12 protein-coding genes and 2 pseudogenes are annotated in these 17,373 nt (G+C 55.6%); 7 read left to right on the top strand and 7 right to left on the bottom strand.

Going from position 1 to position 17,373, the window contains the following annotated elements:
• Positions 1-2 precede the first annotated feature (2 nt).
• Positions 3-1,322: an OprD family porin gene (locus KVO92_RS14110; RefSeq protein ID WP_014822255.1), complete on the bottom strand. Its 1,320-nt coding sequence runs from the start codon at positions 1,320-1,322 to the stop codon at positions 3-5.
• 839 nt (positions 1,323-2,161) lie between these two features.
• Here KVO92_RS14110 and KVO92_RS14105 point away from each other — a divergent pair.
• From KVO92_RS14105 to KVO92_RS14095, 3 genes are read left to right on the top strand one after another with little or no spacing between them, the layout of a single operon-like run.
• Entirely contained in the window at positions 2,162-3,469 is a 1,308-nt protein-coding gene (locus KVO92_RS14105) for a TolC family protein (RefSeq protein ID WP_008569960.1), read from the top strand.
• Positions 3,470-3,477: 8 nt separating this feature from the next.
• Complete coding sequence (locus KVO92_RS14100) at positions 3,478-4,824, top strand: efflux RND transporter periplasmic adaptor subunit (protein WP_015275575.1); 1,347 nt, start codon at positions 3,478-3,480, stop codon at positions 4,822-4,824.
• A gap of 17 nt (positions 4,825-4,841) precedes the next feature.
• Positions 4,842-8,012: a CusA/CzcA family heavy metal efflux RND transporter gene (locus KVO92_RS14095; protein WP_015275576.1), complete on the top strand. Its 3,171-nt coding sequence runs from the start codon at positions 4,842-4,844 to the stop codon at positions 8,010-8,012.
• Positions 8,013-8,650: 638 nt separating this feature from the next.
• Here KVO92_RS14095 and KVO92_RS14085 read toward each other — a convergent pair.
• Positions 8,651-8,980, bottom strand: coding sequence for a hypothetical protein (locus KVO92_RS14085; RefSeq protein WP_023444715.1), 330 nt, complete (start codon positions 8,978-8,980; stop codon positions 8,651-8,653).
• Positions 8,981-9,357: 377 nt separating this feature from the next.
• Here KVO92_RS14085 and KVO92_RS14080 point away from each other — a divergent pair, with 377 nt between their 5' ends.
• A complete protein-coding gene (locus KVO92_RS14080) occupies positions 9,358-10,278 on the top strand; it encodes a cation diffusion facilitator family transporter (protein ID WP_008569956.1) in 921 nt (306 codons plus the stop codon).
• 214 nt (positions 10,279-10,492) lie between these two features.
• On the opposite strand, the gene KVO92_RS14075 is transcribed toward KVO92_RS14080, so the two are convergent.
• From KVO92_RS14075 to KVO92_RS14065, 3 genes are read right to left on the bottom strand one after another with little or no spacing between them, the layout of a single operon-like run.
• Positions 10,493-10,954 (bottom strand): methyltransferase family protein, encoded by a 462-nt coding sequence (locus KVO92_RS14075; protein WP_017246351.1) that lies wholly within the window; start codon positions 10,952-10,954, stop codon positions 10,493-10,495.
• Positions 10,955-10,958: 4 nt separating this feature from the next.
• Positions 10,959-11,639, bottom strand: a complete 681-nt coding sequence (locus KVO92_RS14070) for a DsbA family protein (RefSeq protein ID WP_102853253.1) — start codon at positions 11,637-11,639, stop codon at positions 10,959-10,961.
• A complete protein-coding gene (locus KVO92_RS14065; RefSeq protein ID WP_174824731.1) occupies positions 11,636-12,070 on the bottom strand; it encodes a disulfide bond formation protein B in 435 nt (144 codons plus the stop codon). The genes KVO92_RS14070 and KVO92_RS14065 overlap by 4 nt, the downstream gene beginning before the upstream one ends.
• 230 nt (positions 12,071-12,300) lie before the next feature.
• On the opposite strand from KVO92_RS14065, the gene KVO92_RS14060 reads away from it, so the two are divergent.
• On the top strand, positions 12,301-13,260 hold the full coding sequence (locus tag KVO92_RS14060) for an arsenic resistance protein (protein WP_102845815.1): 960 nt from the start codon (positions 12,301-12,303) through the stop codon (positions 13,258-13,260).
• Positions 13,261-13,285: 25 nt separating this feature from the next.
• Here KVO92_RS14060 and tnpC read toward each other — a convergent pair whose 3' ends face one another.
• Together tnpC and KVO92_RS14050 are read right to left on the bottom strand one after the other, a co-directional pair.
• The gene (gene tnpC / locus KVO92_RS14055; RefSeq protein ID WP_003298428.1) at positions 13,286-13,648 is read right to left on the bottom strand and encodes a Tn3 family transposase post-transcriptional regulator TnpC; all 363 of its coding nucleotides are present in this window, start codon (positions 13,646-13,648) and stop codon (positions 13,286-13,288) included.
• Positions 13,645-14,592: pseudogene (locus KVO92_RS14050) on the bottom strand (transposase); the annotation flags it as partial. The pseudogene KVO92_RS14050 and the gene tnpC, both read right to left, overlap by 4 nt.
• A gap of 106 nt (positions 14,593-14,698) precedes the next feature.
• Between KVO92_RS14050 and istA the strand changes: the two are divergent.
• Together istA and istB are read left to right on the top strand one after the other, a co-directional pair.
• A pseudogene (gene istA / locus KVO92_RS14045) lies at positions 14,699-16,173 on the top strand (IS21 family transposase).
• A complete protein-coding gene (gene istB, locus KVO92_RS14040; RefSeq protein WP_013983804.1) occupies positions 16,166-16,969 on the top strand; it encodes an IS21-like element ISPst3 family helper ATPase IstB in 804 nt (267 codons plus the stop codon). Before istA ends, istB begins: the two are co-directional and overlap by 8 nt.
• Positions 16,970-17,373 lie beyond the last annotated feature (404 nt).

Raw genomic sequence — 17,373 nt, 5'->3', positions numbered from 1 at the left:
TTTCACAAGATCGAGAGAGGGTACTCGGCGATGAATCGGACCTCATCGAGGTCGGACTCGAAAGCAGTCGCCCGCGTGGTAGCCTGGCGCACCCGCAGAGACAAATCCTTGAGAGAGCCAGTCTGTACAACGTAGCGGGCTTCGACGTCGCGTTCCCAGCGGTTCTGTCCCGTCAGCGGCGCACCGTTATCGTCTTGGCGCATGTACACCTCGTTCGCGTTGCTGTAATCGGCGCCCCAACCGCGGGCGTAGCGGGTCATGAAAGTAAGCCCGGGTATGCCGTACTCCGCCATGTTCAGGTCGTAGCGCAGCATCCAGGACTGCTCTTTAGGTGAGTTGAAATCACTGTACTGAATGGAGTTGTTCAGGTAGATCGAGTCCGCCTGGCGCAAGTAGTCAAAGTCGTTGTTACCGTTGTTTCGCTGATACGACGCCGTGACGGTGTGCGCGCCGAAGGCGACACCCAGGCTGGAGCTCCAGATGTTGTTGTTGAACTCGCCCAGCAACTCACGGCCTTCGTCGGTTGCCTTGTAATAGTTGAAGCTGGCCAGCAGCGCGACGATATCGGAGAGCGGATAGGTGGCCGACGCACCGAAGTAATGCTGGTTCCAGGCATCTTTGAGGCGGCTGGTGTACAGGCTAAGACTGATATTTTCATTCACGCTGTAGTCACCGCCTGCGTAGCCGAGCCAAGGCGCGTCTACGCCCCCGCCGTAGAAGGTGACGAAGTCTTCGTTCATGTTACTGGTGTTGGGCTGGCTCATCGCGTGCAAGCGGCCTCCCTGAAGGGTGAGGTCGTCCAGCGAGTTGTTCACAACGGTGACACCCTTGAAAGACTCCGGCAGCAGCCGAGAGTCGCCGAAGTGCACGACAGGTGTAGTGGGAAATACATCGCCGGCCTTGATCTCGGTGTCCAGCAAGCGTGCTTTCACCGCGCCCCCCACCCGTGTGAAGTCATCCTCAGGATCGCCAGCGCTGTCGTGGGGAAGCAGGTCGATGCTGCCGCCCACACCGGAGCGCCCCGAACCGGAGTCGAGCTTGAGGCCGAGCATGGCGAAAGCGTCGAAGCCAATCCCTACCGAGCCTTGGGTATATCCGGACTCGAAGAAGGCCATCAATCCGTGGGCCCATTCCTCGGAGTAGCCATTGCCGGCGGCACTCTCACCGTCGCGAAAATCCCGATTGAAATAGAAGTTGCGATTTATCAGCGATAGCGTGCTGCCTTCGATGAAGCCCTCGGCTGTTTCCGATTGGGCAAAGACCGGGGCGCTGCCCAATGCCAATGAAAGGGCTGTCAGCGAAAAAACGGCCTTTTTGCTCATGATGATGCTCCTTATGTACGGCAGGTCAGTGCTCGAATGACGCCTTTCGCCTTTTTGTTTTTAGCGCTTGGCCATGTTCTTCCCCTAGAGATGACGGCAGGATTAGCGGCAAATGACTATTTTGTAATCTGAGGAAGCCCAATCGCGCACTCCTTCGATTACAGATTTGTAATGTTGCGGTCACCAGGTCGTTATCCACACTTATTTAAAGTCACCACCCCATAGCCATCAGCTATCTCGCCGGCTTGGCAAGGCTGATAAAAACGCTTTCGTGTATTTGTCTACTAAATTCAGGGCGAATCACTATCGCAGTAGAGGCGCATGTGTTTCGCGTCTTGGCGGGGGTAGTTCTTATGATTGGATTCGACATCTAAACCAGGAAGTCATCGTTTTGCCTTGGATGAGAAAAATAGTTTTGCTGATGTTGCTAGCCTTGTTCCCATTGCAATCATCATGGGCAGTTGTTAGCACGAGCTGCAGTCATGAGGATGGTTCGGCAGCAAATCATCTTGGACATCACGAACATCCGCACGAGTCTCTGGGTACTGACGAGGAAGGATCGTCAAAAGCCGCAAAAAAAATCAGTCTGGATGGAGACTGTGTCTTTCATGGCGACCATATCAAGCCGCTTATAACGAAAGGGATCTGTCCTGGTTCGGTATTATCAATGAGCTTGAAACCGTTTCCTTCTGCTAGCTACGCATCGGCTGAAGCGGGGCGTCCTGAGAAACCTAATTGGCGCATCGGTGCAAAACCGGTGGGACGCCAAAGTAACCAGTAAGCGCCATTTATCTGTATCTGACGTCTCACCGAACCTTCCCTTTTTTTAGGAGATTTCGGTGCGAAAAGCTCTTTTCTCGCTGGGGTTGACGACGTTGTCGTGCAATCTCGCCTTTGCGCAACCCTTAGAGTTGCCGACCTTCACACAGACCTTACCTGTCGGTGTGTCAAATACATTCCCCGTTGAGTCTGTCGAATCCATAAGCTTTCTACGCGCCTTGGAACTCGCTAGCTCTGCAAGCCCTGAACTGGCTGTTGCAAGACGTGAGCTGGCTGCTTCTCGCGCATTAATTAGCCAAGCCGGAGCACGTCCGAATCCAATATTGTCCGCTAGCCAGGAGGGAATCCGGGGCGATGCCCCGGAGACCACGCTTGAACTGAGCCAAGAAATAGAGCTGGGTGGTAAACGTTCGGCTCGTATTGAGGCGGCGCAACGAGCCTTGGACGTAGCAGCTGCTGACCTACAGGACGCCCAAGCTCGACTGAGGGGGGCAGTGATGGGCGCGTACTACGATGTGCTTACTGCTCAAGAACGGCTGGACCTCGCTCAGGCTGCTTCAAAGCTTGCGAAGCAAGCAGTGAACGTGGCCAATCGACGTGTGAGGGCCGGCATGGTTTCTCCCGTAGAGGAAACCCGGGCGCGGGTTGCGGCTACTGGAGTGCAAGTAGAGCTTGCCCAGGCCACAGCTGAACTCGAAGCTGCGCGCACTCGGCTGGCGGCCAACTGGGGAAATCCACAGCCACGCTTTGAGCGAGTAAAAGAGCCGGCAGAGGCAGTGCCTCCTCTTCCCGAGCTAGCTGAGCTTTATAGCCGTTTGAACGATTCCGCCCAACTAACCCGCGCGCGTCGGGAGGCTGAAAGACGTCGGGCTGCGTTAAAGCTGGAAAGGACGAATCGCTTTTCTAACGTGACGGTTAGCGTAGGTGCCCAACGCTCAGATGAATATAACGGCACGCTGGGATTGGTGAGTATCTCGATGCCCCTGCCGTTGTTTGATCGAAACCAAGGCAACATCGGAGCAGCGCAGGAACGGGCCTACCAGGCGCAGGACGAGCTCAACGCCGTCCATATACGCCTGAAAAGCGAACTTTCCCAAGCGCACATGCGGCTGCGCACTGCTCGCCAGCAGTTTGAACTGTTGCGCAACGATATGCTCCCCAGTGCCCAAAGCGCTTATGAAGCTGCCAGCAAGGGGTTCGAACTTGGAAAATTCACGTTCCTTGACGTACTGGATGCTCAACGCACGCTTTTCCAAGCCCGATCTCAGTATCTGTCTGCGCTATCACAAGCTAACCAGGCGGCGGCAGAAATCTCGCGAATTGTCGGAGATGGGTCGGCCGTTATCACCTCGGCCACTCAGCCATAGGAATCCATATGAAAAGTAAATCGAATACATCTTCCTTGGCTGGTCACAAGAAGCAGATTTTTTGGATCGTCGTCATATTAAGCGTGGCACTTATGCTTGGCGGATTGCTTCTTCGCAGTAGTCCAGCTGTGCCCGATGCGGGCGACGCACATAGCGAGCATGGTGACGAATCGGAGCATGAGGATGAAGGGCATTCGGATGAGGATGCAGAAGCCGAAGGAGATCATGGCCATGATGAAGGAGGCGCCGATAGCGATCACGAGGTCGGTGCGGCAGAGAAAGATGAGCATGAAGATGAGCCCGAGGGAGCGGAGCATACTGAAACAGCAGAGGTAGAACTCTCAGAGACACAAATCCTAGCCGCCGGCATCTCACTGGCAACTGCTCAGCCCGCAAAGATAAAAAGCGCAATTGAGCTGCCTGGCGAAATTACATTCAACCAAGACCGCACAGCGCAAGTTGTGCCTCGTCTCTCAGGTGTCGTTGAAGCGGTCAAAGTCGATTTGGGCGAACAGGTGAAACAGGGGCAAGTACTTGCTGTGATCGCGAGTACAGACCTGTCGGAACGTAGAAGCGAGTTCTACGCGGCGCAAAAACGTCTTGCATTGGCTCAAAAAACCTATCGACGCGAAAAGGAGCTATGGGAAGAGCGTATTTCTGCGGAACAGGATTATTTACAGGCACAACAGGCTTTACGGGAAGCAGAGCTGACTGTTGCGAATGCAAACGCACAGCTACAAGCGCTTGGCAGTGATGCTGGCAAGCCAGACGCATTGAGCCGCTACGAACTCAGGGCGCCGTTCGATGGGATGATCGTTGAGAAGGACATCACGCTCGGTGAGTCAGTCAATACCGATGACCAGATATTCATCATTTCCGATCTCTCCACCGTGTGGGCAGATATCAGCGTTCCTGCCAATGCACTCAGCGCGGTACGAGTAGGCAGCAATGCCGTTATCGAGGCCACAGCATTCGAGTCCAGTGCCAATGGAACCGTTTCTTATGTCGGCTCACTTGTTGGTCAGCAAAGCCGCGCCGCTACCGCCCGGGTCACACTTCCCAACCCTGAAGGGGTTTGGCGCCCCGGCCTGTTCGTCAAAGTGCAGGTAGGCGCTGGCGAAGCATCCGTGCCAGTCGCAGTAAGTCCTGATGCGATCCACACATTGGAAGAAAAGCCGGTGGTGTTTGTACGGACCGACCATGGCTTTGCTGCTCAGCCAATCGTGAGTGGCCGCAGCGATAGTGACGCGGTCGAAATCAAGGAAGGCCTCCAGCCCGGAGCGCGCTATGCCTTGGATAACAGCTTCATCATCAAGTCCGAGCTTGGCAAAGCCAGCGCCTCGCATGCTCACTGATACGGAGTTATAGAATCGTGTTCGAACGTATCATTCGTTTTTCTATCGAGCATCGCTGGTTGGTTATGCTAGCCGTGCTTGGCATGGCAGCGTTAGGAGCTTACAGCTACCAAAAGCTGCCTATCGATGCTGTCCCGGATATCACCAACGTACAGGTGCAAATCAACACTGCGGCGCCAGGTTATTCCCCGCTGGAAGTGGAGCAGCGTATTACCTACCCGCTCGAGACGGTAATGGCTGGGCTGCCCAAGCTCGAGCAGACACGATCCTTGTCTCGATATGGACTTTCTCAGATCACAGTTATTTTTGAGGAAGGCACTGACATCTATTTTGCCCGCCAACTTGTGAACGAGCGCCTGGGAGGGGCCAAAGATCAGCTCCCAGATGGCGTCACTCCAACACTTGGCCCTATTTCCACTGGGCTTGGCGAAATCTATTTTTGGACGGTTGAAGCTGAGGAAGGTGCCACCAAATCGGACGGTACGCCGTATACCCCTGCTGACTTGCGTGAGATTCAAGATTGGATCATCAAACCGCAAGTCCGAAATGTACCTGGTGTTACTGAGATCAATACGATCGGAGGATATGCAAAGGAATATCAGATCGCCCCCAACCCAGACACTTTGCGGTCGTTTGGACTAACACTACAAGATTTGATCGAGGCGGTTGAGCAAAACAATAACAATCTAGGTGCCGGATATATTGAAAAGCGCGGCGAGCAGTATCTTGTTCGCGCTCCAGGGCAAATGCAGTCTGTGGAGGACATCCGCGATACCCTTATTAGCAACGTTGACGGTACCCCAGTGCGTATCCGCGACGTTGCGACGGTCGAGGTTGGAAAGGAGCTCCGCACTGGCGCAGCCACCGAGAATGGCCGCGAAGTGGTACTAGGTACGGCCTTCATGCTTATCGGTGAAAATAGCCGAGTAGTTTCAAGGGCTGTCGACGACAAGATGAAAGAGATAAACCTTTCGCTTCCGGAAGGCGTAAAGGCAATTACTGTCTACGATCGAACTGTACTCGTAGACAAAGCTATATCCACCGTTAAGAAGAACCTCACTGAGGGTGCCATTCTTGTTGTGGTTATACTTTTTCTCTTCTTAGGCAATATCCGGGCGGCGATCCTAACCGCGCTTGTGATACCGCTTTCTATGCTCTTCACGTTCACCGGCATGGTAGCCAATCAGGTCAGCGCCAACCTGATGAGCCTAGGCGCATTGGATTTCGGCATCATTATCGATGGAGCCGTGGTGATTGTTGAGAACTGCGTGCGTCGACTTGCACACGCTCAGTCCCATCACGGACGGGCATTAACACTGTCCGAACGGCTTCATGAAGTATTCGCTGCGGCAAAGGAAGTGCGTCGGCCTCTATTGTATGGGCAGCTGATCATTATGATCGTGTATCTGCCGATATTCGCCCTTACAGGGGTAGAAGGTAAGATGTTCACGCCCATGGCGTTTACCGTAGTGACAGCGCTATTCGGGGCGATAATCCTTTCGGTGACGTTCGTCCCGGCGGCCGTTGCGCTCTTTATCGGTAAGCGGGTTACGGAAAAGGAAAACTTTCTAATCCGCAATGCTAAACGGGCCTACGCACCTGCGCTCGATGCGGTAATGGCCAACAAGCCAGCAGTGCTCACCTTTGCGGTAGTTGTAGTCATACTTTCTGGCCTCGTAGGGTCACGTATGGGCAGTGAATTCGTGCCTAGCCTCAACGAGGGAGACTTCGCTATCCAAGCCCTTCGTGTACCAGCTACCAGTCTTAGTCAGTCTGTAGAGATGCAGCAGCAGCTGGAGCGAAAGCTTATGGATGAGTTTCCGGAGATTGAACGCATATTTGCGCGAACTGGCACTGCGGAAGTGGCATCGGATGCTATGCCTCCAAATATCTCTGACGGGTACGTCATGCTGAAGCCACAAGAACAGTGGCCGGATCCAGGCAAGTCGCGTAATCAGCTCTTAAGCGAGGTGCAAGCATCCGCCGCTGAGTTGCCGGGCAATAACTACGAGTTTTCCCAGCCGATTCAGCTGCGTTTCAACGAGCTGATTTCCGGAGTTCGTGCCGCGGTAGCCGTGAAAATCTATGGTGATGACATGGACGTTCTTAACAGCACGGCGGCGGAAGTATCCGAGGTGCTAGGACAAGTACCAGGCGCTTCAGAGGTTACGGTCGAGCAGACGACTGGCCTTCCCATGCTCACGATTGATATCGATCGCGATCAGATCGCACGATACGGCCTGAGTCTAGATACCGTCCAGCAAGCGGTTGCAGTAGCTATCGGTGGCCGAGAGGCAGGCACCTTGTTTCAAGGAGATCGGCGTTTCGATATCGTGGTTCGTTTACCGGACGAGATACGCAGCGATCTCGCCGCAATTGAGCGGCTTCCAATTGCCCTTCCAAGGGAATTAAACAGCACCATAAGTTATATCCCCCTCGGCGAGGTGGCCACCCTGGATTTGGCCCCCGGTCCGAATCAGATCAGTAGAGAAGAAGGGAAACGGCGAATTGTCGTCAGTGCAAACGTCCGTGGTCGTGACATTGGATCATTCGTATCTGAGGCAGAACAGAAAATCCAGGCCCAGGTAGATATCCCGGCAGGTTATTGGATCGACTGGGGCGGTACCTTTGAGCAGCTTGAATCGGCAACGAAGCGGCTGCAGATTGTCGTCCCCGTGGCGCTGCTCCTGGTCTTCATTCTGCTTTTCATGATGTTCAACAATGTCAAAGACGGTTTGTTGGTCTTTACAGGGATTCCATTTGCGCTCACCGGAGGCATTGTTGCGCTGTGGCTCAGAGATATCCCATTGTCCATTTCAGCAGGTGTTGGCTTTATTGCTCTGTCAGGCGTCGCCGTTCTAAATGGCCTGGTAATGATCTCCTTCATCCGTAGCCTACGGGAGCAAGGTTTACCTCTGGACACTGCGATCCGCGAAGGTGCCCTTACCCGGCTACGACCGGTATTGATGACAGCCTTAGTGGCTTCACTCGGGTTCGTTCCAATGGCCTTGAATGTGGGTACCGGTGCAGAGGTACAACGTCCCCTTGCGACGGTGGTGATCGGGGGGATTCTCTCCTCAACGGTGCTAACGCTATTAGTTTTGCCGTTGCTCTACCAGATGGCTCATCGACGCGAAGACGAATTGGAGGAGCAAGAAATCGCGTTGGCCGCTGACAGAACAAGCTAGAGATTGGATGGCGGCACACAACGCCCCGTTCTTGCTAGCTAGCGAGAACGGGGCGCGTTAATTATCGGAGCGCAGTTTCATTAGCGGCGCAGCGGACAGCACAGCCTTTGTGGCGCAGTCTGATGCATCTAAGCGGTAAATAAAAAATTGCTCAGCGCTTAGTGCGTATGACTTTCGCTACATACGCGTCCTTGACCTGATGGCTTTCACCCACGGTGAGCTGACGAAGGATTATGCAAACAGCGACTGACCTGCCCCGGTCGGCAGCAAAGGGCGATAGCTACGACAAAGCCCTGGCTGGAACGATCAGCGGGCTGTGCAAGGCCGAGCTGACACCGTCAATCATGGGCGAACCGTGAGGCCTTTGAGATAGCGACCCAGACATGGGTGCGCTGTACGCCACAGCGTCTGTTCAGCTCACTCGGACATGATCCTTGCGAAGGCTAATAACAACAGATCAGGCAATGGCGGCCTGACTTAAACGAAACGGCTTATATAAATTCCGGGCGATTCGCTGGTAGCGATGTTGCGGGCAAGTTATGGAAACAAAAAAGCGCCCCGAAGGGCGCTTAGAGTGCAACTGCTTCCAAAGGAGATTGGAAGCTGCCGGAGGCGAATATCGTTCAGATATGAAGCGGTTAGTCAGCTTTGGTTTCTTTCTTGCTTTCCGTATTGTTCTGATCTTGGCGGGTATCCTTAATCTGTAATTCGTCTATTTTTCGTTTGGCGGATTCGGTTCCGTGAATTCGTTTTTGATCTGCTCGGAATTTTTCATTAAATTTAATTGAGCGGTCGTAACCATCTTCTGCATAAGACAATGCGGAGCCGCAGATTACCAAACCAACAACAATAGCTTTCAACAGATTCATAGGGCAGTCCTCGCTAAATTCAAAGGTGGCTTGCTGAGCTTTCTCGCTGAGCCCTGCAGGTTCGAATGAATTTTGCGTGATTGAAGTTAACAGCAGCATGAGCCAAGCATTACATTATTGAAATGTAATGCTTCCATTGCGCGGTGACATGAGCGCCTTGCTTCGTCATGTCAGCACCGAGGCGCACCAATCTGCAAGGGCCTATCCTACGAAAAGAATGATTGGAAGATTACAATTTTGTCATCTTCGGATTGACGCCGCATCATCTATCATTAGCGAGCAACGTCGTTTAACGTTTGAGAGGGATCGGCCAGTTATCGGCAAGTTTCAGACGATAATGCACGAACTCGCTTGAGAGTGGTCGCATTTCTGTCAGTGTGGTTTGGAAGGCCAGATGGTATTGGTGCTAGTATTATCTATTACTTTTTTGGGCTCCCTATCCTTGTCTTATGTTATTTAAGGACGGTTAAAAACCAATGGCTCACGAACATAACCATAACACCGAAGCCATAGGCGATAAGCGTTTAATCGCTGCCATTGGCGTTAATACTGTGCTAACTCTGGCACAAGTTGTTGGAGGAATACTTTCTGGCAGTTTATCGCTCATAGCTGACGCGCTACATAACTTGAGCGATGCCGCATCACTGGTTATTGCGCTCATCGCACGTAAAATCGGTCGCAAACCGCCAGATGCTTTTAAAACCTTCGGCTACCGACGCAGTGAAACCATAGCGGCTTTGATTAACTTGGTCACGCTGATTATCGTTGGTCTCTACCTCATCTACGAAGCTATAGGTCGGTTTTTTGCCCCACAGCCCATTGAAGGATGGACAGTGGTCGTGGTGGCGGGAATAGCCTTGATTGTAGATGTCGTCACGGCCTTGCTCACCTACACAATGTCTAAGAATAGCATGAATATAAAGGCGGCATTCTTGCACAATGTGTCGGATGCGCTGGCCTCCGTCGGTGTTATTATTGCCGGAACATTAATCCTTCTGTATGACTGGTATTGGACAGATACTGTACTGACGCTGATGATTGCTGGTTACGTGCTATGGCAGGGCTTTAGCATGCTACCTAAAACCATTCACTTGTTAATGGAGGGCGCACCAGAAGGAGTTTCCATCACTGATATAATCAATGTCATGGAGCAAGTGGACGACGTTGTGAGTGTTCACCACGTACATGTCTGGGAAATTGCCGAACATTCAACTGCATTGGAAGCTCACGTTGTCATCAAGAAGGCTAGCCTGCCCGAAATTGAACGAGTGAAGACTGATTTAAAACGTGTACTTCATGAGCGATTCAAAGTCAGCCACTCGACACTTGAAATGGAGCTAGACGGCAGTGTTTGTATCGACACCAGGCAGGCCGACAGTCATCGCAGCGAAGCATAAGCCTGCTTTGCGCTCACCGCTGTTGCTAGACAGTTATCTCGATATCAACGGAGTGAACTTGCGACATCACTCGTTGGCGCTATGTCTTCGACCAGAGACATGCTAGCGGCATGTGGCCAAAGCAGCTCGTCACGAGGAGATCAGGCTAGGTCGTGGCACCTTCGGCAGGCTGCCGCGACGAGCAAGCCCCGCCAGTCGCTACCGCCGCGGACGCTCAGAGCCAGCGGCGGACTCGTGCGCGGTAGCGAGCGAATGATTCGCCGAACAGCGCTTCCAGCGCCGACTCTTCGGGTTCGATTTGGAAACGATTCATGTAAAGCACGAAGGCAACCACGCCCAGCAGGGTAAAAGGCGAGGCCAGGGCCAGCGCGCAGGCCGTCAGGCTGATGGCGAAGCCCAAATACATGGGGTTGCGGCTGTACTGATAGATGCCAGCCTCCACCAACACCGAAGCCTGCTGCGGCTGCAATGGATTGACAGTAGTACGTGCGCGGCGAAACGACAGTACGCCGGCGAAACACACGCCGAGCCCCAGGAACAGTACCGGCAAAGCGAAGGTCAGCCGCGCGGTCCATGCCAGTTCGATGCTCGGTAATCTGGGCCCCGACAAACCCATCAGCAGAGCGATCAGGCCAGCTACGAGCAGCGGTGGCACGCGGTTCTCCAGCGCGCTCATAGTGTCATTCCCGTGCCTTGGCCACTTCGCTGCTCACTAATCGGCGCAGCGGCTCCGGGCCGAACTCGCTGAGCGCTCGACCATTGACAAAAAAGGTCGGGGTGCCACGAATCCCAACGGCCTTGACGTCCTGCATGTCCGTTTCAAGCACGGCGTTGACGCTAGGCGTATGCATGTCCTGGCGGGCCTGCTCCAAGTTCAAACCGACGCGCTCGGCAGCAGCCCATGCCTGCGTTACCTTGGGGTCGTCGTGCCAACCGGGCTGGGTCTCCAGCACAGCCTCCAGCACTTGTTCATGGAGATTTTGCTTGCGCGCCGCCTCAAGCATCCGCGCCACTTCTTCCGAACCTTGATGAAACAGTACATAGCGCAGCACCAGACGTACATCTTCCGGGTTCTCGGCGAGGATCTGCTTCACAAAGGGATGGAAGGCGCGGCATGCCTCGCATGAAGGATCGAAGAACTCGACAATGGTTACTGGCGCTTGCGCCGGGCCGAACACCGGCGAGTGGAAGCGAACCAGTTGGCCTCCGTTCTGTTTGGGTTGTGTCGCGGTCTCTTGGGCTGTCGAACTGGGAGCCTGGGCCTGTTGAGGCGACTGCGAGGGGGAATAGAAGAATGCGGCGGCGGCAAAAACGGCCAGGATCACGGCACTGATGATCAGGACCACGGAACGGCGATTCATGGAGTTGTTCTCCGACGGATGAGAATGAGCAGGATGGCGATCAGGATAAAGGCGAACAAGGCGAGTGCCGGCAGGGGCACCACGCCGAAGAGGGTCATTCCGGCGCCTGAGCAGGATGGACCGGTGGCCGTGCAGGGCTGGATCGGCTGTGGAATCAGCCCTGCATAGAGCAGCGTGTGAACAAATGCCAGAGCCGCACCGATAGCGGTCAGCGGTAGGGCGTAACGCCAGACTGTGAAATCCGAGCGGTAGCAGGCGATGGCCAGGATCACCGCCAGCGGAAACATAAAGGCGCGCTGGAACCAGCACAAAACACAGGGTGCCTGGCCCATCACCTCGCCAATGTACAGCGCGGATAGGGTCGATACCAGTGCGACCAGCCAGGTTAGCAGCAGCAGGTTCCAGGTCATGCCTGAACGTTGAGGATTCATTGCGGTTAGCTCCTGGCGGTGACGAACACTTGCGTCAGACCCGCCATCCGGTTATTTCGAAACACCATGCTTCCTCTTGTCGGCAAGACTTGTTGGAGCGTTGTAAACCTTCGCCCACCGGCACAAGCGAAAAGCAACCAGGCAGCCCGCTGCGCAACCAGCCTCAACGCTGGGTTAAATCCGATGCCAGTGCGAGAATGTCGCCCTTGCGCAGCAAGAGAAGATATCAGATGTCGCGGGACTGGCTGGAAGAACATCAGATAGCATTTTATTTCGCGGCGGTGGTGGCCGCTGCCATTGCAGGTTTGAGCTCTGCGCAATTCACCGGACTGACGGCCATGGCCATCACACCGGCGATTGCCGTGCTGATGTATGCCATGTTTCTGCAGATTCCTTTTCTGGAACTGCGAGCAGCTTTTGCCAACCGCCGCTTCGTCGGTGCCCTGTTACTGGCCAACTTCCTGTTAATGCCATTGATGGTGTGGCTAGTGACGTGGCCGCTCTCATCGAACAAGGCCTTGTTGGTCGGCGCGCTACTTGTCCTGCTGACGCCTTGTATCGATTACGTGGTGGTCTTCACCCACCTGGGCAAAGGGGACTCTCGTCTGGTGCTCGCGGCGACGCCATTGCTGCTGTTGCTTCAGCTTTTGCTGCTGCCCCTCTACTTGCAGCTAATCCTTGGTTCCGAAGCTGGCACAGTGATCAAGCTGTGGCCCTTCGCAGAAGCTTTCCTGTTACTGATCGTCCTACCCTTGGTAGCGGCTGTGCTCACCGAATTTGGCGGGCGCCGATCTCTGCTGGTTCGTGCATGGAGCGCAGGCTGGGCTTGGCTGCCAGTACCTGCAATGGCCCTGGTTCTAATCGTGGTGGTAGGTTCGCAGATCGCGGCCGTCGTGTACCAACTCGACATCCTGGCGCCGTTGCTTCCGGTATACGGAGCGTTTCTATTACTCGCTCCCGCCCTCGGCGTACTCAGCTCCCGGCTATTTGGTTTGGAGGTATCTGCCGCACGGGCAGTGGCATTTAGCTCAGGCACTCGCAACTCGCTTGTAGTGCTTCCCCTGGCCCTAGCGCTCCCGGAGTCCATTCGCGGGCTGGCTGCGGCGGCTGTGATCACTCAGACACTCGTAGAATTGATTGGTGAGTTGATCTACTTAAGGGCGATTCCAGCCATGATCAAAAACCGCTGAGCCTGGTCGAAATCGGCGAGAGCGCTCATGCCTCGTGCTGTGGAGCAAGATTGATCAGCGGCGCAATGATGAGCTGAGCAGTGCGAGCCCAGGAAACCAGCGCCTCAAGATCCGTCTGCAGAGATTCGGCTTCTGCCCAGATACAAGCACTCTCGGCAGGCACCGTAAGGGCGATGCCCTCAATTATCGTCAGAGCCATCGCATGCAATCTCAGCAGCTCGTCGCGAATGGCGGTGGTTCCGCCCAGTTGCAGCAAGCAGGCGTCCAATCGATCAACCAGCCGGAGCAGTTGAGAGGCGTCGAAGCCGTCGCGTAGGTTTTCCAACGCCACCGCATCGACTTCGCCGTACGGTGTAACGCGAAAGGCTGCGGGAGGAACATTGATCATGTCGTTTTCTCGGTATCTAGCTGGCGAGGTGTGATCACCCGCAGCGAGCCGGCAGCTTGTTGGAACACCGAGTCCTTAATCCAGGGCTCCGGTGGCCGGTTGAGCTTTAGGTTGAATTCGCCGAAGCGTTTGACGTTGCTGGTCAGGTAGGGGCTGAGGAAGGACACATCCTCGTCGGTGAACTGCCAACCCTCTCGGGCCAATTTCTGCAGGATGCGCATCATATCTACAGTGTTCTGCAGGATCACCGATGAGGCCACCATGTCGTTGTAGCGCAGACGTTTTTGCTGTTCGTCCGGATCGTTCTCGGCAATCACGTCGCCACCGAACGAAAGCCACTTCGAGAAACCATTGTAGGACTCGATTTTGTTGGTGTTGGCGGTAACTTCCTGGCGCAGCTCGCGGCTGCCGATCCAGTTGAGCAGGAAGATCGTGCGGATCACGCTGCCCAGTGCCTGGGCCGCATGGTAGAGCTTGTTGCGCCGACTATAGGAGCCGAGTTTTCGCAGCAGCATAGGCGAGGAGATTTTGCCGGCCTGGATGGACAGCGCGACCTGCATCAGATCTTGCCAGTGAGTTTCGATCAAGTGCCAGTCGGCAGTGTCGGTGAACAGGCGGTTGATATGCTTGTACGACGCGCCGCGATCCGGCCGGCACATCACCAGGTCACGCCAGTTGCGGATACGTGGCATCAAGTTGATGCCCAGCAGATGGGTGAAGGCAAAGACTGTCGCCGATTGCCCCTGAGTATCTGAATACACAGTGTCTGCCTCGACACTGAGATCAGCCTTAAGCAGCCCCTCAATTACGTAAATCGCCTCCCAGATGCCTGGTGGGATGAAGTGCTGGAACACAGCGATGTAGTTGTTGGCCACGTGCCGATAGGCCACGGCACCCATCTTGCGGTAGCGGAAATGATAGCCGGCCAGCAGGTTTGTTGCCGCTGACCGAAAACTGACCCAGTAGAGGCTGTTCTGCCGACTGAAAACTGACCCAGGTGTTCAACTGCTTCTGCTCAATTTTTGAGCAGGAGAACACAGGGTGATCAGTATGGAAATGATGGGCAAAATTCGGCGGATGTATTTCCGCGACAAGCTGTCGCTGCATGAGATAGCCAAGCGCACCGGGCTGGCGCGCAACACGATTCGCAAGTGGGTCAGAGCACCTGAGGCCAAGCAGCCGGTGTACCAACGCCGCGCGATCTTTAACAAACTCAGCCCTTTTCACGCCACGCTAGAGCAGGCGCTAAAAGCCGATTCGCTGCCAAGGCGCTGTTGGCGCAAATCAAAGCCGAAGGTTATGACGGTGGCTACAGCCAGCTCACCGCGTTTATCCGTGCCTGGCGAGGGGGACAGGGCAAGGCGTCGCAGGCCTTTGTGCCGCTGACCTTTGCTCTTGGCGAGGCGTTTCAGTTTGACTGGAGCGAGGAAGGCTTGCTGGTCGGCGGCATTTACCGGCGTATGCAGGTGGCACATCTGAAGCTGTGTGCCAGCCGTGCGTTCTGGCTTGTGGCGTATCCGAGCCAGGGCCATGAGATGTTATTTGACGCCCATACACGCTCGTTCGGCGCCTTGGGCGGCGTGCCGCGCCGGGGCATCTACGACAACATGAAGACCGCCGTCGACAAGGTCAATAAGGGCAAAGGCCGGGCGGTGAATGCGCGCTTTGCGGTGATGTGCGCGCATTACCTGTTCGATCCGGACTTCTGCAACGTCGCCGCTGGTTGGGAAAAGGGCATCGTTGAAAAGAACGTGCAAGACAGCCGCAGGCGTATCTGGCTAGACGCCCAGGACTGCCAGTTTCACTCCTTCGAGGAACTCAATGCCTGGCTGGGCCAGCGCTGCCGCGCGCTTTGGAACGAGCTGACGCACCCTCAATACAGCGGGCTGAGTGTGGCCGAAGTGCTGGAGTTGGAGCGCGCTGAACTGATGCCTGTGCCAGCGCCATTCGACGGTTACGTCGAGCGGCCTGCGCGGGTCTCCAGCACCTGCCTGGTCAGCGTCGGGCGCAACCGCTACTCGGTGCCGTGTGAGTACGCGGGTAAGTGGGTCAGCAGCCGTTTGTATCCGACGCGAATCGAGGTGGTGGCTGACGACGCGCTGATCGCCAGCCATGTCCGCTTGCTGGATCGCGACCAGGTCAGCTATGACTGGCAGCACTACCTCCCGCTGATCGAACGCAAGCCCGGTGCGCTGCGCAACGGCGCGCCCTTTGCTGATCTGCCGGCGCCGCTGCGTCAGCTTAAGCACGGTCTGGGGCGTCATGCCGGCGGTGACCGGATCATGGCGCAAGTTCTGGCTGCCGTACCGGTCGCCGGGCTCGATGCGGTGCTGGTGGCTGTTGAGCTGGTACTGGAAAGCGGCAGCCTGAGCGCCGAACACATCCTCAATGTCGTGGCACGGCTGACAGCATCCGAACCACCACCCAGCGTCGAAACCCACTTGTCGCTCAAGGAAGCCCCCGTCGCTAACACGGCACGCTACGACCGCCTGCGTGGCCAGGCCGAGGAGGTCGGTCATGCGTGATTTGATGGCGGAACTCAAGGAGCTGCGCCTGCACGGCATGGCCACGGCCTGGGCGGAGTTAACTGCACAGGGTGAGTCGAACACAGCCTCGTCCAAGTGGCTGCTCGAACACCTGCTGGAACAAGAGCACACAGATCGCGCCATGCGCTCGGTGAGCCACCAGATGAACATGGCCAAGCTGCCGATGCACCGCGATCTGGCCAGCTTCGATTTCAACGCCTCTAGCGCCGACGCACGCCTGATCAGCGAGCTGGCCAGCCTGGCCTTTACCGACACCGCGCAGAACGTGGTGCTGATCGGTGGGCCAGGCACCGGTAAAACCCACCTAGCCACCGCGCTGGCCGTGTCCGGCATCACCCGGCATGGCAAGCGCGTGCGCTTCTACTCCACGGTCGATCTGGTCAATCTGCTGGAGCGCGAAAAACACGACGGCAAAGCCGGGCGGATCGCCCAGGCACTGCTGCGCATGGATCTGGTCATCCTCGACGAACTGGGTTATCTGCCGTTCAGCCAGGCTGGCGGTGCGTTGCTGTTTCACCTGCTGTCCAAGCTGTACGAACACACCAGCGTGGTGATCACCACCAACCTGAGCTTCGCCGAATGGTCGAGCGTGTTCGGCGACGCCAAGATGACCACCGCCCTGCTGGATCGGCTGACCCACCACTGCCACATCGTCGAAACCGGTAACGAGTCCTATCGCCTGCAACACAGTAGCTTGGCGGCCCAGGCCAAGATCAAATCACGGGAGCGAAAGCGTAAGGGCGGCCAGGAACCGGAGGACGATGAGTCGTTCTGATTTCATGGTGACGACGGCCTGCTGCATGGCTGCATGTGGCAGGTCTTAAACAACTGAACTGGGCTAGCGAAGGAGTGGGGGCAACAGCAGCTGCGCTGGTAGACTTATCCACAGTTGCTGGTAACAAAATCAGCAATCCGCCCTGGGTCAAATTTCAATCGGCAGGGTGGGTCAATTTTCCATCAGCGCCAACATAGTGCTGCACAACGAGCCCTGGCCACGCAGTTTCTCGGCCGCTCTGCTCACATAGGTTGCTAACCAGCGCACTTGAAGCTTCGTCGACCATGGCTGCACCACGATGAGTGATATGCCCCCAGGCCTGGCCGCACCGTTACTCTGCCACCTTCGAATGCTGTTTTGCGGGCAATAGCGGTGCGGAGCGGATCACAGGAGACTGATGATTG

This window comes from Stutzerimonas stutzeri, from assembly GCF_019090095.1.
Classification (GTDB): Bacteria; Pseudomonadota; Gammaproteobacteria; order Pseudomonadales; family Pseudomonadaceae; genus Stutzerimonas; species Stutzerimonas stutzeri_AN.
Note: the sequence above shows the minus strand (reverse complement) of the source record. Positions and strands in the feature narration are given on the sequence as shown.